This is a genomic window from Sphingobium sp. VMM (assembly GCF_056790315.1).
In genome coordinates this window covers 21,308-42,581 of sequence record NZ_JBXGSI010000027.1, presented here as the reverse complement: position 1 = coordinate 42,581, position 21,274 = coordinate 21,308, and the positions used below count along the sequence as shown (strand labels likewise).

General features: G+C 61.0%; 20 protein-coding genes. 18 read left to right on the top strand and 2 right to left on the bottom strand.

The features are described from left to right. Nucleotides 1-72 precede the first annotated feature (72 nt). From ACUCV3_RS24730 to ACUCV3_RS24690, 9 genes are all read left to right on the top strand, one after another. Nucleotides 73-1,011: a glycoside hydrolase family 5 protein gene (locus ACUCV3_RS24730; RefSeq protein ID WP_279729532.1), complete on the top strand. Its 939-nt coding sequence runs from the start codon at nt 73-75 to the stop codon at nt 1,009-1,011. Continuing rightward, a complete protein-coding gene (locus tag ACUCV3_RS24725) occupies nt 906-2,207 on the top strand; it encodes an outer membrane beta-barrel protein (protein WP_240700563.1) in 1,302 nt (433 codons plus the stop codon). The genes ACUCV3_RS24730 and ACUCV3_RS24725 overlap by 106 nt, the downstream gene beginning before the upstream one ends. Before the next feature lie 11 nt (nt 2,208-2,218). Continuing rightward, nucleotides 2,219-3,013, top strand: a complete 795-nt coding sequence (locus ACUCV3_RS24720) for a polysaccharide biosynthesis/export family protein (RefSeq protein ID WP_482241285.1) — start codon at nt 2,219-2,221, stop codon at nt 3,011-3,013. Between the two features lie 192 nt (nt 3,014-3,205). Next, nucleotides 3,206-4,351 (top strand): AAA family ATPase, encoded by a 1,146-nt coding sequence (locus ACUCV3_RS24715; RefSeq protein ID WP_048936475.1) that lies wholly within the window; start codon nt 3,206-3,208, stop codon nt 4,349-4,351. 18 nt (nt 4,352-4,369) lie between these two features. Then, a complete protein-coding gene (locus tag ACUCV3_RS24710) occupies nt 4,370-5,731 on the top strand; it encodes an exopolysaccharide biosynthesis protein (RefSeq protein ID WP_279729531.1) in 1,362 nt (453 codons plus the stop codon). Next, complete coding sequence (locus ACUCV3_RS24705; RefSeq protein WP_125988848.1) at nt 5,728-6,438, top strand: P-loop NTPase family protein; 711 nt, start codon at nt 5,728-5,730, stop codon at nt 6,436-6,438. Before ACUCV3_RS24710 ends, ACUCV3_RS24705 begins: the two co-directional genes overlap by 4 nt. A 34-nt stretch (nt 6,439-6,472) precedes the next feature. Beyond that, nucleotides 6,473-8,368: a WecB/TagA/CpsF family glycosyltransferase gene (locus ACUCV3_RS24700; RefSeq protein ID WP_048936477.1), complete on the top strand. Its 1,896-nt coding sequence runs from the start codon at nt 6,473-6,475 to the stop codon at nt 8,366-8,368. Then, nucleotides 8,358-9,413, top strand: a complete 1,056-nt coding sequence (locus ACUCV3_RS24695) for a glycosyltransferase family A protein (protein ID WP_048936478.1) — start codon at nt 8,358-8,360, stop codon at nt 9,411-9,413. Before ACUCV3_RS24700 ends, ACUCV3_RS24695 begins: the two co-directional genes overlap by 11 nt. After that, complete coding sequence (locus ACUCV3_RS24690; RefSeq protein ID WP_048936479.1) at nt 9,410-10,426, top strand: polysaccharide pyruvyl transferase family protein; 1,017 nt, start codon at nt 9,410-9,412, stop codon at nt 10,424-10,426. The genes ACUCV3_RS24695 and ACUCV3_RS24690 overlap by 4 nt, the downstream gene beginning before the upstream one ends. Here ACUCV3_RS24690 and ACUCV3_RS24685 read toward each other — a convergent pair. Next, nucleotides 10,384-11,400, bottom strand: a complete 1,017-nt coding sequence (locus ACUCV3_RS24685; protein WP_279729530.1) for a glycosyltransferase family 2 protein — start codon at nt 11,398-11,400, stop codon at nt 10,384-10,386. The two genes, ACUCV3_RS24690 and ACUCV3_RS24685, sit on opposite strands and share 43 nt — an antisense overlap. A gap of 224 nt (nt 11,401-11,624) precedes the next feature. On the opposite strand from ACUCV3_RS24685, the gene ACUCV3_RS24680 reads away from it, so the two are divergent. The 5 genes from ACUCV3_RS24680 to ACUCV3_RS24660 all read left to right on the top strand — a co-directional run bounded on the left by ACUCV3_RS24680 (nt 11,625) and on the right by ACUCV3_RS24660 (nt 17,110). Further along, a complete protein-coding gene (locus ACUCV3_RS24680; protein ID WP_279776266.1) occupies nt 11,625-12,647 on the top strand; it encodes a glycosyltransferase in 1,023 nt (340 codons plus the stop codon). Further along, on the top strand, nt 12,644-13,768 hold the full coding sequence (locus ACUCV3_RS24675; RefSeq protein ID WP_279729528.1) for a GumK N-terminal domain-containing glycosyltransferase: 1,125 nt from the start codon (nt 12,644-12,646) through the stop codon (nt 13,766-13,768). The genes ACUCV3_RS24680 and ACUCV3_RS24675 overlap by 4 nt, the downstream gene beginning before the upstream one ends. Next, nucleotides 13,731-15,032, top strand: coding sequence for a polysaccharide biosynthesis protein GumE (locus tag ACUCV3_RS24670; protein WP_482241284.1), 1,302 nt, complete (start codon nt 13,731-13,733; stop codon nt 15,030-15,032). The genes ACUCV3_RS24675 and ACUCV3_RS24670 overlap by 38 nt, the downstream gene beginning before the upstream one ends. Further along, the gene (locus tag ACUCV3_RS24665; RefSeq protein WP_048936484.1) at nt 15,029-16,126 is read left to right on the top strand and encodes an acyltransferase family protein; all 1,098 of its coding nucleotides are present in this window, start codon (nt 15,029-15,031) and stop codon (nt 16,124-16,126) included. The genes ACUCV3_RS24670 and ACUCV3_RS24665 overlap by 4 nt, the downstream gene beginning before the upstream one ends. Before the next feature lie 198 nt (nt 16,127-16,324). Further along, complete coding sequence (locus ACUCV3_RS24660; RefSeq protein WP_482241283.1) at nt 16,325-17,110, top strand: class I mannose-6-phosphate isomerase; 786 nt, start codon at nt 16,325-16,327, stop codon at nt 17,108-17,110. Nucleotides 17,111-17,128: 18 nt separating this feature from the next. Here ACUCV3_RS24660 and ACUCV3_RS24655 read toward each other — a convergent pair whose 3' ends face one another. Further along, the gene (locus tag ACUCV3_RS24655; RefSeq protein WP_279729524.1) at nt 17,129-18,289 is read right to left on the bottom strand and encodes a nucleotidyltransferase family protein; all 1,161 of its coding nucleotides are present in this window, start codon (nt 18,287-18,289) and stop codon (nt 17,129-17,131) included. Nucleotides 18,290-18,456: 167 nt separating this feature from the next. Between ACUCV3_RS24655 and ACUCV3_RS24650 the strand changes: the two genes are divergently transcribed. The 4 genes from ACUCV3_RS24650 (at nt 18,457) to ACUCV3_RS24635 (ending at nt 21,273) form a co-directional block, all read left to right on the top strand. Further along, nucleotides 18,457-18,597, top strand: a complete 141-nt coding sequence (locus tag ACUCV3_RS24650) for a lasso RiPP family leader peptide-containing protein (protein WP_004212599.1) — start codon at nt 18,457-18,459, stop codon at nt 18,595-18,597. A 72-nt stretch (nt 18,598-18,669) separates the two neighbouring features. Then, nucleotides 18,670-18,969, top strand: a complete 300-nt coding sequence (locus ACUCV3_RS24645; RefSeq protein ID WP_004212598.1) for a PqqD family protein — start codon at nt 18,670-18,672, stop codon at nt 18,967-18,969. Then, on the top strand, nt 18,953-19,387 hold the full coding sequence (locus ACUCV3_RS24640; protein WP_125996803.1) for a lasso peptide biosynthesis B2 protein: 435 nt from the start codon (nt 18,953-18,955) through the stop codon (nt 19,385-19,387). Before ACUCV3_RS24645 ends, ACUCV3_RS24640 begins: the two co-directional genes overlap by 17 nt. Further along, entirely contained in the window at nt 19,384-21,273 is a 1,890-nt protein-coding gene (locus ACUCV3_RS24635; protein WP_048936486.1) for an asparagine synthase-related protein, read from the top strand. The genes ACUCV3_RS24640 and ACUCV3_RS24635 overlap by 4 nt, the downstream gene beginning before the upstream one ends. The last annotated feature ends 1 nt before the right edge of the window (nt 21,274 follow it).

Here is a 21,274-nt window from a genome sequence, read left to right as displayed (position 1 = left end):
ACGGTCCTTGCGATCCGATGTGCTGCCCTCCTCTCGACGGCATGCCCTTGGATGGCCTGCGCGGAGCCACCGTTGTCGGGAATCAACCTCGCGGGCGGAGAGTTCAACTCGGGCAGGAAGCCGGGTATTTTCGGGAAGGATTATATCTACCCCGATACCCGCACCGCGGCGCCCTTCGTCGCGATGGGCATGAAGATCGTCCGGGTTCCGATATTGTGGGAGCGGATCCAACCCGTCCCGCTCCAGCCCCTTTCGACTGCCGAACAGGCCCGCCTCGACAAGGTCGTGGCGATCCTCGCCCCGTTCCGGATCATCATCCTCGACATCCATAATTATGGCGCAAACGGGGGGCAGCGACTGGATCAATCGCCAGATGGCAGCGCGAAACTTGCCGATCTGTGGCGCCGGCTGGCCGAGCATTATCGCGAGAACCGGCAGGTGGCCTTCGGTCTGATGAATGAACCGAACGGCATGGCTCCAGCACGCTGGCGATCGATGGTGGACGAAAGCGTCGTCGCCATCCGAAAGGCGGGTGCGCGCAACATGCTGTTCGTGCCGGGCTCCAACTGGACCGGCGCGCATAGCTGGATCGCTGGCGGCCGCGCCTCCAACGCTGCCGCCTTCCAGAACTTCCGCGATCCAGCCGGCAATTATGCGATCGAGATGCACCAATATCTGGACTCGGACAGTTCCGGGATGAAGGCGCAATGCGAAGCACCGCCGGTCATCCAACGCCGCATGGAAGCGGCGACAAAATGGCTTCGGGACAACCGCCACAAGGGCTTCCTTGGCGAGTTCGGCGCCCCAGCAAATGCCGCCTGCCTCGACAGCCTAGACGCCCTGCTCAAGCATCTCGATGCCAATGCCGATGTCTGGATGGGTTGGGCCTATTGGGCCGGCGGCCCATGGTGGGGCGCAAACTATCCCATGAGCCTGCAACCCGTACAAGGCAAAGCCCGGCCACAGGCAGCCATTGTTGCAAAATACAACCAGGCGGGAGCCGCAAGATGACCCGCCTGCATTATGCGCGCCTTCCCCTTGCCTGCTCGATCATCTTGGGCTGCCCAGCCTTTGCGCAGGTCGAAGTGCCGCCTGACGGCCTGACCGTGGCACCCACGGTACGGATGCTTTACGACGACAATGTCCTGCGCCAGAGCGATGATCTCGTCTCCGGCGACAAGGACGATATTCGCATCACCCCGGCGCTCGATGTCACCTTCAGGAAAAATCTCGGTGTCCACCAGGTCACGGTCATGGGATCGTTGGGCTATGACTTCCATCAGCGCTACAGCAATCTCGATCGGGAGCGCGTTACGCTCACCGCCAAGGGCGATGTAAAGGTCAGCGCACTCTGTTATCTGCGTCCAAGCGCCCGATTGAATTTCGCACAGGCCGATCTGGCCGATCAAGGCATTATCGTCGGCAACAGCGAACGCACCCAGGACTATGCGGTCACGGCCGAGTGCGACAAGCCCTATGGTTACTATCCCGTCATCAAGCTCGGCTATCTGCAAACGAACAATAGCGTCGATTCACGCCGGCCGTTCGACATCCGCACCCGCAGCGCCGGTATCGGTATCGCCTATAGCAAGGCGAGCCTTGGCGACATCCGGCTGATGTTCAACGTCGAAGCGTTTCGTCGCCCCCACTGGTCAGACGAGACGTCCGAACTGCGCATGAGCCGCGGTGCCGACAATTATCGGGTTGGGATCGAGTTCAAACGCGCTGTCGCTCCGCGTCTCAGTTGGAGTGCCGGAATTGGCTATATTCATACCAAGGCGCGTGATGAACGGGTCGATGACTATTCGGGTCTGGGCTATCATGCCGGTGCCGTCTATCGGCCATCGCCGCGCACCTCCCTGGTATTCGACGGCAGCCGAAGCACCAGCAACCAGAGCAACACCGGCGCGACCTATATCGTCCTGACCAATTTTTCGCTCCGCGGAAATGCGACCCTCAGTTCACGATCTTCGATCCAGGCTGGCGCGAGCTATGCCCGGCGCCAGTTCAAAGGCGAGTTGTTGATCGACACCGACATGATGCGCGGTACCGACGAAACGATCGCGCTCAACGCCGGATATCGATTTGCACTGCGCAGCCGCCTGACGGCCGGCGTGGACGTTCGCCACGAATGGCGTGAAAGCGCAGTCGAGCGCTACCGATATAAATCGACATCAATGATGCTGTCCCTTGGCCTTACATTGTGAGGAGCATGGCCATGTTCTTACCCCGTGCGATGCGAAACCTGTGCAGTTCCCTTCTTCTGGCCGCGCTCGCCAATCCCGTATTGGCCGGCGTCGACAACAAGGAAGCGGTCGCCGCCTATGTCCTGGGTGCCAATGACGAGATACGCGTCTCGATATTCGGCGCCTATCCGATCGAGGTCAAAACGCGGATCAAGGAAGATGGGCGCATCACCCTGCCGAGCATCGGCGACGTGGTTGCGGAGGGATCCACGACCAACGCCCTTGCAAACAATATCCGCCGGCAATTGCAGACCGGCGGATATTTCGTCGATCCGATCGTCAATGTCGAAGTCGTGAGCTTCGTCAGTCGATCGGTCACGATGTTCGGCAACCTCCAGAACCCTGGGCTCTACCCCCTGGATCGGCCTCAGACGATCGCGATGATGCTGGCGCGCACCGGCGGCGCCCGCGCGGACGCGGCGGACTATGCGATCCTGCAACGAACGGGAGAAGCGGATCGCCGGATTGCGCTCAGCGATCTCGACCCGCAAAGCGGGACCGGTCAGTTCCTGCGCGCAGGCGATTCCATCTTCGTGCCGAAGGCAGAGGAGGTATTCATCTACGGCCAGGTGAACAAGCCCGGCCGCGTCGCCTTCGAAACCGGCATGACCCTGCGCCAGATGCTGGCCCAGGCCGGCGGGCCGACTTTGGGCGGATCGGAAAAGAAGATCACGCTGCACCGTGGCACGGAGATCATCAAGAAGGCCAGCCTCGATTTGCTGGTCAAGCCTGGTGACGTCTACACCGTCAACGAGCGGACCTTCTGAGATGCGATCCGGTATCCTGACAGGAGGCATTGCGTGAATATCTTCACCAGAATTGCCCGTTGGCTCCGACGAACGCCCGAGCCCGAGCGTCGCCGAGAAACGCCTGGCCGGCGTTCTCGAGCTACGGGCGGCGTGCCTCAAAATGCGCAATCGGCCGGTGCTGCATCCGTCACGCCGTCTACAAATGCAGCCATGTCCGCTGACGCTGTCCGATCAGCGATACGCAAGGGGTTCAATGCGACCCAGCCCGTCACGGCCGCCCGCCATCTTCATGGCCGGCAGCAGGAGATGGATCTGCTGGTGGAGGGGGTGCTGGACCGCGGCAATCATGCGATGATCTTTGGCGGCCGTGGGACAGGCAAGACCTCGCTAGCGCGCGTCTTCGCCAATGTTGCCGACAATCGCGGCTATCTGGTCTTCTACATGGCATGCGAGCCTGGGCAGGATTTCACCAGCCTGATCTCGCCGTTCCTCGATGCCGCCCGCGGAAACCTGCCGCGCTCACCCGCAACAGATGCGCCGATCGTCGTTGGACCGCGCGATGTCGTGGAAGCACTCGCCGAACATGGGCAGCGAAAATTCATCTTCATCCTCGACGAGTTCGACCGTATCATCGATCCGGCTGTTCTTGGCGAATTGTCGCGCACCATGAAGCTGCTCTCCGACGCGGCCCTGCCGGTTCATATTCTGGCGGTCGGCATCGCGTCCGGATTGAGCCAACTCATCGAAGGCCATGAATCGCTGCGACGGCACATGACAGCCGTTCCCATCGTGCGGATCGACACGGCCGCCGTGTTCGACCTGATCGATCGCGGCGCCGCCCAGGCCGGCCTCAACTTCAGCGATGCCGCGCGCGAGACAATTGCCCATGTCGCATGCGGCTCCCCCTATCATGTCCGCCTGTTCTGCGCGCTGGCCTGCCTGGAAACCCTCAGGCAGCGCAAGACAGTGGTCGAAATGCCGGCAACGCTCGCGGGGATGATGCGCGCGGTCGACGACTGGACGATCACCAATCCGACAGATGCTGCGCTGTTCCACGAGGCCATCGATCTGGGCGCTGGCCATTGGCCGGTGATCGAGCAGCTCGTCCGCGCCGCGATCGTTCCTCCCGGACTCGCACCGGAACAGCAGGCGTCGCATATCGACCGCGACGGTCCGGTCCTGGAAATCCTGCGCCGCGCCATGCACGCCCGGCCGGGCAGCACCGCCCTCATGTTCCGGGACAGCCTCGCCCCCCAATTCCTGCTCGGCATGTTGTCTGCCAGCCGCCACGGCGACCACCTGACCCGGCGTGTCGTCAGCCTTGTAGAAGGGCAGCGCCAAAGCGCTGCATCGTAAGGGACCGATAGGATGTACATGTTCGACATAACGCGAGCCATCCTGCAGCGCTGGAGGATGGCAGCCGCCATCTTCTGCTGCGTCATGGCGCTGACGGTCCTGTGGATTGCGATCACGCCACGCGAATATCGCGCGACCGCCACCTTGTTGTTCGACAACCGGGCACCGGACCCGACCGGCGGCAAATCGAACGAGGCGACCGGCGAATCCATGCTCGCGACGGAGTCCAGAATCCTGCAGAGCGAGGTGATCGCCCGCAAGGTGGCCGAGCGGCTTGGCCTTTTCAAAAATCCGGCGATGCGTGCACGTTGGCAGGAGCAGACGAACGGCAACCAGAGTTTCGAAGGCTGGATCAGCCGCAGCGTCCAGTCGGGTTTGCAGGTTTCGCCCAGCGCGACCGGCAATACGATCGACGTCTCCTACCGCAGCCTCGATCCACAGCGTTCGGCGTTGATGGCCAACAGTTTCGCCCAGGCCTTCAATGATGCGCGCCTGGGTATCAGCAACGAATTCGCCCAGCGCTTTGCTGCCTGGTACAAGAAACAGATCGCCGCGTCCGAACAGCGAATGGAAGAGGCGCAGGCACGGCTTGCCGATTTCCAGCGCGCCCATGGCATTGTCGCCACCGGCGCCATCGATGCGGAAAGCACGCGCCTCAGCGAATTGTCGTCGAAACTGTCGTCGGCCGAAGCCGTTGCTGCGGAGGCCCGGTCGCGCGCGGCGGGCGGCGCCAATATGCCCGACATTCAATCGAGCGGGCTGATCCAGGGGCTAAGGGCGCAGATCGCAGCCAAATCGGCGGAAATCAGCCAGATGGCTGCCGAACTCGGCCCCAATCATGCGACGATGCGTGCCGCCCAGCAGCAGTTGCGCCAGATGCAGGACAGTCTGGCCCAGGAAACCGGCAAGATGTCAGGCACGCTGGCGGCGGCCAGTTCGGCGGCATCGGCCAATCAGGGCACGATGCAGGCCCTGCTCGACCAGCATCGCGGGCGTATGCTGTCGCTCGCGGCCGATCGCGGCAAGCTCGCCGTGCTGGAAAGCAATGTGGAATCGGCGCGCAAGGAATATGAGGCGCAGACCGAACAATTCTCGCAGTTGCATGCCACCAGCACGGCTCCGTCGCTCAACATCGTGCGGCTCGACATTGCAGAACCGCCGATGATCCCCAACGCGCCCAATATCGGCGTGCGGTTCCTGATGATGACGATGGTGGCTCTCATGCTCGCAATCGGCTCGGTCATCCTAGCCGAATGGCTCAGCCCGCGCATCCGCAGCCGTAACACCGTCACCTATCTTACCGGCGTGCCGTTGCTTGGTCAGGCAGACCTGCGCGTCAACGGCAGGCAACTCCGTATCGAAGGAGGCAATTGGTCATGAGGCTTCGCTCGACTGAACCGGTAGAGGATGTCTATCCCGGCCTGCCGCCGACTTACGATGGCGATACGCGCGAGGAAACGGCGACTGTCCACGCCAATGTCGATCCCGCGATCGCGGTGATCCACGCTCCCAGCGCAATGCTGGCGGAACAAGCGCGGGACATCCAGTCGACCCTGTCTGCAATGCGCCATCCCGACGGTCGCGCGCCCGGCTCTATCGCGATCATCGCAATCGAGGCGAGCGAGCAGGCGGCCATATTGACGGCAAATATCGCCGTATCGGCAGCCCTGAGCGGTCTGCGCACCTTGGTCGTCGACATGGAGCATTCTGGCTTCGTCCAACATCGCTTGCTTGGCATGAATGCGCGGACCGGCTCGCCGGACGACATGGATGAGCCATTTCAGCTGGTCCAGCCGAGCAGTATCCGGTCGTTGTTCGTCATGGCCGCGCCCCAGCAGGATGGCTGCGCCATCGACGGCAGTCCGCTTGCGCCACTGTCGCAACGCCTGTCGTCGCTGACGGCTCACTTCGATCTGTGCCTGGTCGACGCCAGCCATATCGACGATCTCGCTCATGCGGCAGGCAGCGCCGATTGCGCGATCGTTGCGGTCCAGCGCGATCAGACATCCACCAGCGAGCTCAAGGCCGTGATCAACAAGATGACCATGCTGAACACGGTGCTGATCGGCACCATCATGCTGATCTAGCGGTCAGCGATCGTCGGCACCAAGGGGGTCTGATATGAAAATCGCCCATATTTCCCGACAATATCATCCCGGACTCGGCGGGCTGGAAAGCTTCACCAGAAATCTGTGCCGCGAACAGGCTCGCGCCGGGCACCAGGTCAGGATGATCACCCTGGACCGCATCTTCGACGGCGACGACGCACCCTTGCCGCGATGCGAAATCATCGACGATGTAGAGGTGGTCCGGATACCCTATCGGGGTGGACGTCGCTATCCGCTCGCACCATCCGTGCTGCACCATCTGGACGATTGCGACATCGTCCATGTCCACGCCGTCGATTTCTTCGCCGACTATCTGGCACTGACCCGGCTGCTGCACCGCAAACCGCTGGTCCTGTCCACGCATGGCGGCTTCTTTCATACCGGCTATGCCCGTCGATTGAAGCAATTCTACTTTCACAGCATGACCCGCCTTTCACTGGCTGGATATCGGGCGATCATTGCCTGCAGCGAAGCGGACTATGAGACGTTCGCCAAGGTCAATCGTCGCGCACTTACCTTGGTCGAAAACGGCGTGGACACGGTCAAGTTCGCCGGTCTTGCGCAATCGCCTTCCGCCGAGCATCGCTTCATCTATTTCGGCCGGATCGCGCCGAACAAGCGGATCGACCTGTTGATCCGCTGGTTTGCGCATCTGCACCGGCTGGACCGCAAGGCCCGGCTGATCATCGCGGGAAAGCCGATGGGTGTCACCTTCGCCGATCTGCAACAGATCGTCGAACAACTCGGCTTGGGCGATCTGGTGGAATTTCATGATAGCCCCAGCGACGAGGCCCTGCAGGCACTGATTGCCCGGAGTACCATCTTCGCATCGCCCAGCGCCTATGAAGGTTTCGGTATTTCCCTGATCGAGGGGGTGTCCGCCGGACTATATCCGGTCGTCAGCGACATTCCGGCGCATCGTCGCTCCTGCGTCAAGCTCGATACCGGCAGCCTGATCGATTTCACCGATCCGTTGTCCGCTGCCCGCACCCTGCAGGACATTCGCAAGGCGCAGCAACGCTCGCCCTCCCCGACCACTGCCGCAGGTCTGCTGGCTTATGGCTGGCCGGGTGTGAGCGCCAGGATCTCGGCCATCTACGAACATATTCTGGGACGTCAGACCCGCCAGATTGGGCCGCTTCGCCTTGCCGTTCTTTCGGAGAGCGACGCGCTGAAAGCAGTTTCGGGCCTCATCAGGGACCAGGCGCCGCGCGTGGTAGCATTCGGCAATGCCCATCTGATCAACCAGGCACGACGGGTCGAAGGGGTCGCAGCCGCGCTGAATGACGCGCTGGTCCTTAATGACGGCGTCGGCGTCGATATCGCAAGCCGCCTCCGCTACGGGGACTCCTTCCCGCACAATCTGAACGGCACGGACTTCATTCCCCAGTTGCTGAAGAGCTACCCGGACCGCCTCCGGCTATTTCTGGTAGGCGCAGCCCCCGGCATCGCGGAACGTGCAGCCGCCATTCTGGAAGAGCGTCATCCCCATATTCGCATAGTCGGCACCCTCCATGGCTTCTTCGACCCGCAAGAGGAGGAGCATCTGAGCCGCCATATTCGGGAAAGCGGCGCGGATCTGGTAATCGCAGCCATGGGGAACCCCCGCCAGGAATTGTGGGCGGCCAAATGGGCATCCCATATCGGCCGCCCCATATTGTGCGCGGGCGCCCTGCTCGATTTCACCGCCGGCCATGTCCCGCGCGCGCCTGGCTGGCTGCGCCGCATGCGCATGGAATGGATATTCCGGCTCATGAACGAACCGACCCGACTGGCAGACCGCTATTTGCGCGGCAATGTCACCTTCCTCATGAATGCCATCCGTGACGCCAGGGGTGGCTACTCGGACGGGCCGATCCCGCCGCCATCGCCCCACTCCCACACTGTCCGCAACGCCGATGCCGCCTGATCTCGTGCCGCCGAACCCAAAAGCGCTGCGTCGGATCGCGGTCATTATCCCTTACTTCCAGCGTGAGCGGGGTATCCTGCAGCAGGCCATCCGCTCGATCGTTGCGCAAACGTTCACCGCGCCCACCGAGGTGGAACTCCTGATAATCGACGATAGTTCGCCCATTCCTGCGCTGGACGAACTGGCAGACATGGAATTGCCACCCTGGCTGAAGCTCCGGACCGTGCAGCAATCGAACGCCGGCCCCGCTGCTGCGCGCAATCACGGACTTGATCAGATCGGACCCGACATCGACTATGTCGCCTTCCTGGACTCCGATGACAGTTGGGCGCCAGACCATCTGCAACAGGGCGTCGGCGCGCTCGAACTTGGGAATGATTTCTATTTCTGCGACAGCGCCATGCCGCCGTCCAGCCTGTTCGCTTCGCTGACACTTTTTGCGCAGGGCGCCAATGAGGATGCGTTCGAACCCCTGCCTCTGGGCGGGCAAATCTATCGCCTGCAGCCCGACCGCGCGGGGCAATTCATGGTGCAGGAATATCTATGCCAGACATCCGCCGTGATCCTGCGCCGCAGGGCGATGAGCGATCTCCGGTTCGAGGAACGGCTTCGCTATGCCGGCGAAGACTGGCTGATGTGGGTGCGGCTGGCGCACAGCGTTGAGGGGATCTGCTTCTCCAAGCTGGCCAAGGCCCAGCGGGGAGAAGGTATCAATCTTTATCGCGATGCGCATGAGCGCCTTGGTGCCAAAAATCTGCGCCGCCTCATGTCGATGGTACTCGCCAATCGATTGATGAAGATCACGCCGGGCATCAGCGCCGCTGCCGCGCGCCTGACCGACCAGCGCATCATGATCTTGCGCCGAGAGATGGCGGCGATCCTGCTTCACCCCCGTGTCTATCAGGGCCTGAAAAATGGTGAGCAGCGTCGCATCATCCTGGATGCCTATCGGCTCATGAACGTCTCGCTGCTGCCATTATGGCGCGACATCATCATTCGAAAGATGCGCTGGCACAGCCCCCGCCTGGACGAGGCCATAACATGAAACTCTTCTATTATCGCGCCAAGGAAGGGAATTTTGGCGACGACCTCAACGGCTGGCTTTGGGAGGAGCTTGCTCCCGGCCGTTGGTCCGACGAAGCCGATACGCTGTTCTGCGGCATCGGCACGATCATCGGCAATCAGATGCCGCCCGCATCGCGGATCAGAATTTTCTCGAGCGGCTTGGGCTATAGGCCTGTGCCCGAGGATTTCTCGACCGATCGCTGGGATGTGGTGGCGTTACGCGGCCCGCTCACGGCGCGCGTCCTCAACCGCCCGGATCGGGCGATTGCCGATGGCGCGCTGCTGCTTTCCACGCTGGATCGGCTCAAGCCCCTACCCGAAGCTGAGCACGGCCGGCCCATCTTCATTCCCCACTACGAGGCGATGGATGAAGGCGACTGGGCTGCGGCCTGCGCTACCGCCGACGTAAAGCTGGTGGACCCACGGCAATGCGCGCATCAGGTCATCGACGAAATCCGCCGGTCACGTCTGGTGATCGCCGATTCGATGCACGCAGCGATCATCGCCGATACGCTGCGCGTTCCCTGGATTCCGGTCTCCAGTTCGGGAAGGATCAACAGCTTCAAATGGCTCGACTGGTCACTTTCCCTCAACTTGCCCTATGAGCCGCGAATATTGCCTACCGCGACGTTGGACACTGCCTATCGCGACGGAGTCCGGCGTCTGGTCGGTGAACATTATCGACTTGCGCATCCTGATGCAGAAGGCGCGCTTGCGCATCAAAGGCAGATGACCCGTCGCGAACAGCGCGGCTGGTGGATGTCCGTGCGGCCCAAACTGAAACATCATCTGCTCGCCCTGCCGCGGCGTCTGCCACAACCACCCACGGTCGCGCGGCGTATCGCCACATGGAACCGACGGCAACACAGCCGCATCGCCTCCGCACTTGAACAATTGAAGAGCGAGACGGGATTTCTGAGCGACGATCGGATCTTTGCAAGCCGTGTCGATCAGCTCAGCGTCGAGTTCGACAAGCTGGTGCGATCGGGCTGAGCGATCCGCGCCATCTGCGCGCGATGATGCCAGCGACGGATCAGATGGCGTCCCAGCATGGGCCAGTTGCTCCAGTCCGTCATCATCGCCTCCAGCAATGCCATCGGCTTGCGTGCGCGAAGATGCGGATAGACGCGGTTCCAGCTATGCTGCTGCCTAATGGCGCTGGCGCGACGGGCTAACAACCGTGACAGAACACGATCATCGCGAACGCGGGGCAGATCCAGCATGGCAAGACTATGGGCGCGCATTGCATCCAGGTTCAATAATGTCCGGGATTGCCCCGATCCCTGATCCGAAATGGAGCCCTGCCGCTGAGTGAACAGATAATGCGGCTCTGCACTTAGAATGAAGCGACCGTCCGCCAGCAGGCAATCGATGATGAAGGCGAAATCTTCGCCGTGCCGCAACTGGGGCGGGTAGCGCAGGCAACGGGTCGTCAGGAAACGGCGACGAAATATCGGCTTGAGCTGGCCGAAATCGAACGGCGAGCGTCCGGTGATCGCGTTGCGGACGAATTCGGCCGGTCGGATATGCCGGATCGGCTGCGCTGTCCGCGACAATGCCGTGCCGACGACTGTTCCGGCGTGCCAATCATAGAAAAACAGATTGTCCGCGACCAAGTCCGCGTCATGCCGATCGCCGAGCGCGGTCAGATGAACCAGCCTGCCCGGTGCGAACGCATCATCGGCGTCCAGTATCGCGATCCATTCGCCCCGCGCGGCCCCAATCCCCAGATTCCGCGCGACCGAAGGGCCACCATTGGCCTCGCTTAGCACCAGTCGCACCCGTGGGTCCTGGTCCATCAAACGCTCGGCGATTGCCACGGTTTGGTCGCCGGACGCGTCATCGACGATGATCACCTCCACCGGGAGTTTCTGCGCAAGCGCAGATTGCACCGCGCGATCCAGGCTGTCCTCGGCGTTGAACGCCGCAATCACGACACTGACAAGGGGAGAAGCAGGAGCCGTCACGGGACTTTGCATAGGTGTTATGCCTTACTCGAAAGCGATAATAAGCTTCGATATACCAATCGATGAAACCGCAACGAATTGAGGAATTTCACCTAGTGGAATTATCTGGCACACCCAACGTTGCAATATACAGAAGAGGCTTCCTTCCTCTTTCTGAAACCTTCATATCAGATCACATACAGGGTCTTAATAGATATAATCCGATCATAATAACTGAGAACATATTGAACGGATACTCTATTAACGGTCACACTCCCCATCTGTTGCATCGCGCCCAGGCGGGCAAATATGAAAAAGTCTATAATCGGCTTACCGGCCGATATCGCCATGTCGGCGATGTCTTGTCGGCTCCCTCGACGCGATTGATCCACGCGCATTTCCTGCAGGATGGGGCGAACATCCTGTCCCTTGCCGCGCGACGGAACATCCCACTGGTCGTCACCGCCCATGGCTATGATGCAACGGTGACCGCGCGCGAACATGCGCGCCGGACCGAGGGACTTTGGTATCTGATGCTCAAGCCCTTCCTTCTGCGTTACGCCCATGGGATCATCTGCGTATCCCAGTGGATCAAGCAGTGCCTGCTCGACGCAGGTTATCCCGACCACAAGCTGCGCGTCATTCCGCTGGGTATCGACACGTCCAGCCTGCCGCCGCCAACTGCCGCCCATGGCCGCCGGGGCGCCCTCTTCGTCGGCCGTCTGGTCGAAAAGAAGGGGGTCAATTTCCTGCTCGACGCCTGGGCGAAACTGCCAGAACGCGTCCGAAGCGAACCGCTCACCATTATCGGCGACGGCCCCCTGATGCCCGCCCTGGTCGCCCAGGCCCACCGGCTTGGCATCCAGCCGCATTTCCTGGGCGCACGATCTCGCGCGGAGGTCTTCGCGGCCATGGCCCGTCACCGCATCTTCGCGATGCCGAGCGTGCGCGCGGCAAACGGCGATTCCGAGGGGCTTCCTATCGTGCTGATGGAAGCGCAGGCGATGGGCATGGCGGTGATCGCGTTTGACGATGGCCCGATGCGCGAAGCGATCAAACCCGGCATGACCGGGTTGCTCGCACGATCGCGCAACAGCCACGACTTTGCCGACCATTTGCAAACGCTTCTCGGCGCGCCGGACCTGTGCGGCGATTTTGGCCGAGCCGGCCGGTCCCATGTGGCCGCCAAGTTCGACCTCCGCAACCGCGTAGCCGCCCTGGAAGACTATTATGACGAGATCCTTGCCAGCACGGAGGCCCGTTCATGATCGGACAATCCGCCGCAAAGCCACAGCCGGTTCACGCCGAAGGACACCGCGTCCTCATCATCTCGCGCCATGACTATCGGACCCGGCGCCGCGCGAGCGTGCATTTCGTGGCGCGCCATATGGCGCAACAGGGCCATCAGGTGACCTTCATGTCGATCGGCTACAGCTGGCTGTCGCGCCTGCGTGGCGACAGCCGGGCCGATCTGTTTGATCGCGCCAATGCCTGGGAACAGGTGGATGGGCTGCAAGCCTATCTGTGGCGCAGCGCATGGCATCCGGTGAAGTTGCCGGTCTCAGGCAAGGTGGAATCTTGGCTTTACAGCAAATGGGCCAGAAACCGCTGCACCGCGCTGGACGAAGCGGCAGGCGCGGCGGACATCATCATCGTCGAATCCGGCATTGCGCCGGTATTGCTGAAGCGCATCCGCGCCGTCGCACCCTCGGCGCGGATCGTCTATCGGGCCACGGATCTTCTATCCACCGCCGGCGTGCCTGAATGCATTGAAGACATGCTTTGGCAATCGGAGGCCGATATCGACCTGATCGTGGTCGTCGCTCGCTCCATGCTCCCGCATTTCGAGGCCTTCAGCTGCCCCAAATTATTCATTCCGCATGGCGTCGATACTGCTTTGCTCAATCAGGCAACAGACAGTCCCTACGCGACCAAGCGCAACGCAGTCACAGTCGGATCGATGCTGTTCGATGCCGGGGCGATCCGCACCCTCGCGCTGGCACGCCCGGAATTCACCTTCCACACCATCGGATCGCCCAAGAGTGTCTTTCCGACCAATGTGATCCAGCATGACGAGATGCCTTTTGCGCAAACGCTGCCCTATCTCCAGCATGCCGATGTCGGGATCGCGGCCTATCAGCGCGCGGCTGCCGCCGCCTATCTCGCCGATTCCAGCCTCAAACTCCTGCAATATAAGGCAATCGGCCTGCCCGCCGTTTGCCCCGATTTCGCCGTTGGCGACCATGCCCTGCGCTTTGGTTACCGGCCTGATCACCCGCAGGAAATGGTCGAGGCTTTTGATCGGGCACTGAACGCTGGCCGCCGCCCGGTGGCGAGCAAGGATTGGAGCGATGTTGCCGCCAGGCTCGTCGAGGCTTCTCTTGGCTGAGATTGCCCTTTCTCTGCCGGCTCGCGCGCGGCGCGACGCGGTGCATCGACGCAGCCTGATCCATGACAGGCTCATCAACTATGTCGCCGCTGGACTACTTGTCGCCACGGTACTCTTCAATCCGGCCCTGGCCTGGGTCAACGCGCATCTATTCCCGATGACCGCCGGCATCGTGTCTGCCGCGCAGGGTAGCATCGTTCTGACCGCGCTGCTGGTCGGGACCATGCAACCGGTCCAACATAGTTTTCGGTGGCTGGCGCTGACCTGGATCATGGTCCTTTCGGCGCTGCTGACGAGCGCGATCAAGGGATATTTCGAACCCAAGATCCTGGGCGACATATTGTTGATCCCGGCCTTCATTCTGCTTGGAACCCGGATTGAAGGCGCGTTGCTGCGTCAGACAGTGTTGTCATTGCAATTGCTGATCATGTTGGTCGGCCTGTGGGAGCTGGCGAGCCCTGGCGGCTTTGGTTCGACCTTTCGCGTGATCGACTATTATGTGCAGACCCGTGGCTATGACGCGGATGCCTTCTGGGCCGGCGGCGACCTGTTTCTCAGTTCGGAACGTCCCGGCGGCCGCATGCTGCTCGATGGCCTTGGCCTGCATCGCGGATCATCGCTGTTTCTGGAACCTGTATCGCTCGGCAACTGGGCGATCGTCGGCACCATCTTCACGGCGGCCATGTGGCGGTCTCTATCGAACGGTCCGCGACTATTCATGCTGGTTTCGACGGCGGTGCTGCTGGTCACGTGCGATGGCAGGCTTGCGCTCAGCGTGATCCTGCTCTTCTGCCTCTATCTGCCGATCAGCGCCTATGTTCCAGATCAATGGAGCGTCGCCTATCTGCCGTTGCTGCTTGTCGCATTGGTCGGGGGCGAAGCGCTGGGAATTCTGGCGGAGCACCAAGACAATCTTCCCGGACGACTCAGCGTCGGGCTCGATGCACTGCGATCGATGGACCTCGACCAGCTGTTGGGCATTCGCGCGGATCGGGTCCGGTTCGATGACGCCGGCTGGGCCGATTTCGTCCAAGCTCAATCCGTCGTGATCGCGATCGGGCTCTGGTTGGCACTCGCCTGCAGCAGCTTCGGCCGCGATCCCGGCAACCGGATGGCAAAACATGGCATTATGCTCTTCCTCGCACTTTGCCTGCCCATCAGCAATTCACTGCTGTCAATCAAGACAGCCGCCCTGATGTGGGTCGTCTACGGCTTCTGTTATGCCCGCGGACGCCTGACGCGCATGGAAGGAAACGCCGCATGAGCCCTGGCCGTCATATACCGGCGCTCGACGGCATCAGAGGCTTTGCTGCCCTGCTCGTCGTATTCTGCCACTTCCGCACGTTCGGCTATCCGGAACTTCTGCATCCGCGCGCCGGCGATTATGGCGTCCTGCTGTTCTTCACGCTCAGCGGCTTTCTCATGGGCCATCTCTACCTCCCCAGAACGCCCGACCGAGATGCGTTGGCATCCTACGCTGCGGCGCGCATAGCCCGCATCGTGCCGCTCTACGCCTGTGTCTCGCTGCTATCCTTCCTGATCTATCGCTTCGTCTACGCCGATTTCATCTATCCGATCGGACTGATCGAACTGGTCCGGCAGGGAACATTCACCAGTACCGTATCGGTCTTCTGGTCGATCGGGCCGGAGTTCCAATTCTACTTTCTCTTCCCGGCGATCTGGGCCGCCACCTATGCGAAGCAACCGCTACGCGGCTGGCTATATGTGCTGATCGGGCTGATCGTGGCAGGCTGCTATGCAGCTAGCCCTTGGCTGCCGGGCATCTTTGCCCTGGCTAAGATACACATCTTCATGACCGGAATTCTCTGCGCAGTACTGGTCCGACAGATCCCGGAAGACCGCATGACGCGATTATTCCCGCCGCTGCTGCTGTTCACCGCGGCCTTTATCTGGGTCCTCATCGCACCCCCTGCTTCAGTCAGCGCATGGGTATTCCCGCCCGTGACCAACGATCCGAAACACATCATCTACTATGCAGACCCTTTGAAGATCGTTGCCTGCGCCTTGGTCATTCTGGGCACAGCAATCCGTCATCCGTTCAACGACATGCTATGGGGCAATCCGTTGATGCGCCGACTGGGTGCATATAGCTTCTCGCTCTATCTGCTCCACATGCCCATCCTTCAATTGGTTCGCCTCGCCGGGCCTGCATGGGGCATCAGCATGCCCATGCAGATCCTGATCGCGACAATCTTGTCCTTGGCCGTCGCCGGCCTGTCTAACGAGATGTTTGAACGCCCCGTAGGCAATTGGGTCCGTCGCAAGCTGACCGATGCCATGAACGGCCATGCCGCGACACGACCGTTGCCGTTAGCGGCAGAAAGCCCTTCTTCCTGACCAGTCAAACAGGCGCGGCCAACTGGAAGAATGGACAAGCTTGTCTTGCGCAATCCTGCCAGTCGATTAGGTGTTCGAACGGATTTCAATCCGCTGCCAATCAATCACTCTCATGAACTCATTCCTTGCGGGAGACGAGCATGAGACCTCGGAGGCAATCGATCGCCCTGCGAAAAGGTACAACGCAAGGCATGCCCGATGCCAAGTATTAAGCTTCAGCCAAATTTCGTGGAAAAGATCTGGGGAAAGGACGTCGTCCCTAACCACCCTGTCGACAAATTGGGCAAGCGCATCGGCGAATTGTGGTTTGGATCTCCGTCTGGAACCAGGCCCCCGCTACAGGTTAGGTACATCTATACCAGCGTTAGATTGTCGACCCATATTCACGCCCACCGCGAATCCACCGGCCAGGAAGAATGCTGGTACATCCTCGAGGCGGAGCCTGCATCGATGATCGGCATCGGCACGATCGTTCCGCTGAAACAGCCGCTGCAGCACCATGCGGCGGAAATTGAAGCATGGGCGCAGTTCATCGATTGGCGGCCGGCTCGCGCCGGCGATTTCTATTTCGTGCCGGCTGGCACCATATATGCCATTGGCGCCGGCATATCTCTTGTCGAAGTGCAGCAGAATATCGACCTGACCTGCAATCGCGATGGACATGACCGCACTCGCGGCCTTGAGACGAAGGCGACCGCCGGAGATCTGCAAACCGAGCAGCGCCCTGCTGTTGCCCTGCATCGTCCACTTGGCTGCAGCGGCGTCCTGCTAGATGATGGGCCTTTCGGTTCGCGACTGGCACATATGCAGGGCGGAGACGCGCTGCACGTGACCAACAGCGGCCTCGCCTGGTTCATTCCGTTGCGGGGGCGCGGGGACATCGATGGCCTGACCTGGCGGGCGGGAGAGTGCTGGTTGCTGACCCAACCCACTCCCCTGATCCGCGCGGCCAGTGACACCGACTATCTGTTCGCAACGGTGTAATGCTTTTTTGCGGAGCGATCAGCCCGATGCGGCAACAGGCGCAACATGGATAATGGTGGGATCTTCCTTCGGCCATCCCGGTATCTTGCGCGCTGCCTTGGACGCCAGGAAGCTGCCACCGACCCACATATATGTTCCCAGTTTCTGGCCGGCTCGCCGGTCATCGCATAGCCGCCACAGCAAATGCCGCAAGCGCGGCCAGGCAATGGACGGATCATCGGGCGTGAAGACGGCCAGGGACAAATCCGCGCCAAATAGGTCCGAGATCGGCAGTGGCTCCGCAAATTCCGGCACTTCCAAGCCGAACATGCTTTCCGCACAGGCCAGGGTGATGCGCAGACTATGCTCGATATTCTGCTCCGTCGCCCGTTGATGCAAAATCGCCAAGGCCGCATGATCGAGCCCGGCAATTGCGGCACAGAAGTCCAGAAGATAGGCCGCTGCGTGGCAATGCTGGGTCAAAGACTTCACGAAGCTCAGGCTTGCCAGCAGGATCTCGTGGATTGGCGATATGCAGGGAACCTTTACCTGCCCCAGTTCCTGATCCGCCGGCTCAAGCAGAAACGCGCCCACGTCCATGGGGTGCGGACACCCCGGCTGCTGGAGCCGGTGATGAACGTCGACCGTTGCCTGGTTCGGCGAACGCGAGAAGAAATGCTGCTCTCCCAGAAAGGCACGCCACCAGATACGATCACATTCCGCGGGCAGGAAATAACCTGCCTCCTGGAGAAGCGCAGTGCAGCGACGCAGATCACCGCGATCGATCAGGATATCGACGTCCGACGAGGGACGATGAAAGTATCCGCCATAAATTCTTCTCTGAGCAAGCGGGCCTTTGAAAACTATAAATCGCAGATCATCATGGATTAGAGCTTTAGATATATTGGTTATTGTAGCGATGTTCACGCCGTTCATCGCGAGCGTCAACTTCCTGAACCTATCTTCCTCGCGCGAGAAGGCGTCCGGAATATCCTGCCCAGCGGCGCGGAGCCCGGCACCAAGGTGCAGCAGAAGTTTACAGGATTTCCCAACCATTATGATGTCCGCCCAATCGTCCGCGTCGATCGCCGGAGAAGGGGGGCTAACGATCATCTGCGGAACGGACAGGGCCACATGGCACCTCACGATATCCACGATTTTCCGTGCCTTGCGGGAGGGATCTAACAACACATCAGTCACGCCTTGAATGTTAGCTTATGCAAAACATTGCCCTACAAAGTTAAATCATGGCGATATGTGTTTATACCTATAGGTGTTACCGCGGATGGATTGGAATTTGACTTAAACATTTACTTACGATCAATTTATATCCGCTGAATGGTTCAGCAGATGATGAGGAGTTGAGTATGGAAAAGGAGTCTTATGAATCGCCCGAGCTCGTCGAACTCGGCTCGTTCGAATCACTGACGCAGGGCACGTCCTATGGCGAAAGCCTGGACGCGACCTTCCCGGACGGTACGCCGCGCGGCGAGCTCACGTTCTCCTGACAGGGTGGACGCCCTTCTCGGACAGAGGGGGCGTCCATTCTCCTGCAAGGCCCTTGGAAGCGGGGAAGAAAGATGACGATCGCCTGGCCATCCGCGACAATCGTGGCAGCAGATCCCAACATCGTGTTTTGCGACCTAGACAATGAGAGAGTTCTACTGGACCTGACCTCCAGCCGCTATTTCGCGCTCAATCGCGTCGGCGTCCATGTCTGGGAAACGATCGCGACCCCCACCAGTGTCGGCGCGTTGCAGGATAATATCGAGCAACGCTTCGACGTCCGACCAGAACAGTGTCGCAAGGATCTGGAGAGCCTGTTAAGCAACCTGTCGCAGTTCACATTGATCAGCGTCCAGCATGCGCCGGCGTCCTGATCGCACTCTGGCAGGGCTGCTTCTGGCACTGCTGCTGCCGGTCGCACTGCCTGTGGTATTGGCTGTCCGCCTTGCTCTCAGCCTCACCAGCTATGCGCGCCTGTGCGAATGGTTGCCGCAGTCCACTGGCGAGCGCAATCCGCTCTGGGTGCGCCAGGTCGCCCGCGCTGTCAGCATCGTCTCACGACTTGTACCGGGCGCCACGTGCCTGACCCAGGCCGTGGCCACACGGACGTTGCTCGCCTGGATGGGACATGAAAGCTGGATCAGGATCGGTGTACGCCGCTCCGAAGATGGCAGCTTCCAGGCCCATGCCTGGCTGCTCGACCATCGCGCAAGGCCCATTATTGGCGGCAGACGACAGGACTTGGCCGGCTTCAACGTCCTGGCGGACCTGGACGGACTGGTCCGGCAATGAATGCTTTTGCCGGCCTGTTCCACCGCGATGGCCGGCCGGCACGACATTGGCCCGGCGAAGGCATCGCCGCCCTGGTATCACGCGGGGTTCGTTGCGCGATCGATAGCGGCCCGACGATTCTTGCCGGGGCTGGCATGGAGGCGTTGGACCATGAGAAGCGGCGTCCGGGCCTCATTGTCGCCGCCGATGTCCGGCTCGACAATCGCGCGGAAATCGAGGCACGGCTCGGCCTCCCCCCCCGCCCCGCTCTCCCTGAAGCCAGCCTGATCGCCGCGCTGTACGAGCGCTATGGCGCAGACTGCGCCTCCATGTTGCTGGGCGACTTCGCCTTTGTGCTCTGGGACGAAGCGACACAGACATTATTTGGCGCCCGTGATCATTTCGGCGTCCGCCCGTTCTACTATCATGCTTCGCCCAGGCTGTTCATGGCGGCGACAACGATTGGCGCGCTGCTCGGTTCGGAGATTTCATCCGCCATCGACGAAGTTGGTGCAGCAGATTTTGTCGCCGGCATAGTCGGCGATGCCCAGACGACGCTATATCGCGAAATCCGGCGTCTGCCGCCAGGGCACGTCATTCAGGTCACGCGCGACGAACTCACCATCAGCCGTTACTGGCATCTGGCGGCATCGCAGCCGCCCAAGGATGAGGAAACGGCCGAGCAGTTTCGGCATTTGTTCGAACAGGCGGTCTCTTGTCGGATCAGCGAACAAGCCGGCGTGCTGCTCAGCGGAGGGCTGGACTCCTCGTCCATCGCCATGATGGCATCGCGCTTGCGGGCGGAGGCGGCGGAACCGCCCGTGCCAAGCCTGTCCATGACGTTCGACACAAGTCCCAACTGGACGGATGGCCCGCACATAGAAGCCATTCTGCAAGCAGGGCGTTTTACCCCTCATTTCCTGCCCACTGAGCATCAGGATCCGCTGCAGGAACTGGACATGATCCTGACCGAACAGGACGGCCCCTGCCTCGCCTACAATCTGGGCAGTTCACGACGCCTCTATCACAGGGCCCGGCAACTGGGGCTTCCCCGCCTTCTGGACGGACATGGCGGCGATGAAGTCGTTTCCCACGGGTTTGGGCGGCTGAACGAACTGGCGATGGAACGGCGCTGGGCCACCTTGTTGCGCGAAGCACATGGCTTGGCCCATATTCTCCGCTGTTCGACCTGGCAGGCAGCGTCCCCCCATTTCGATCATATCGCGACGATACGGCGATTCCGGCAGAATTGGCGGCGCATCGTCCACCATGCACATCCGCCCCGCACCTCACCGAATTTCACGACCGCGCTCGTCGCACCAGACCTAGTCCGTCGTACGGACATAGGTTTGCGCCGCGCAGCGACAATGCCCAGCCGCTCGGCCTATCAGACCGAGCAGCAGCGCCACCTGTCGACCCTGACATCGCCACAACAACCCTATGCGTTTGAAGTGCTCGATCGTTCGGCCGCTGCAGCCGGGGTGCGCCTGTGCTTCCCATTCTATGATCGCCGTCTTGTCGAATTTTGCGTATCGCTCCCGGCCCACGCCAAGCTCGACAATGGCTATCCGCGCGCATCCCTGCGGAACGCCATGGCAGGCCTGTTGCCAGAGCAGGTCCGACTGCGGCGCGACAAGTTCAATTTTGCCGGCCAGTTGGGAACAGGCATGGCGCGTCACCGGGCATCCTTGCTGACGATGCTGGATGCGCAGGCTGACATGCTGGCGCCATTTGTCGACATCGATGTGGCCCGCACGGCCATCACGCAGTTCGACCAGTCCATGGCCAATGATGCCGCCCCCTTATTCGCTGCCTACCGGATCGCAAGCCTGGGCCGCTGGCTTGCAAGACGATCCCGGCCCGCTGCTCCGAGAGCCAAATTTCACATCGTACATGCAGGAGGATGAC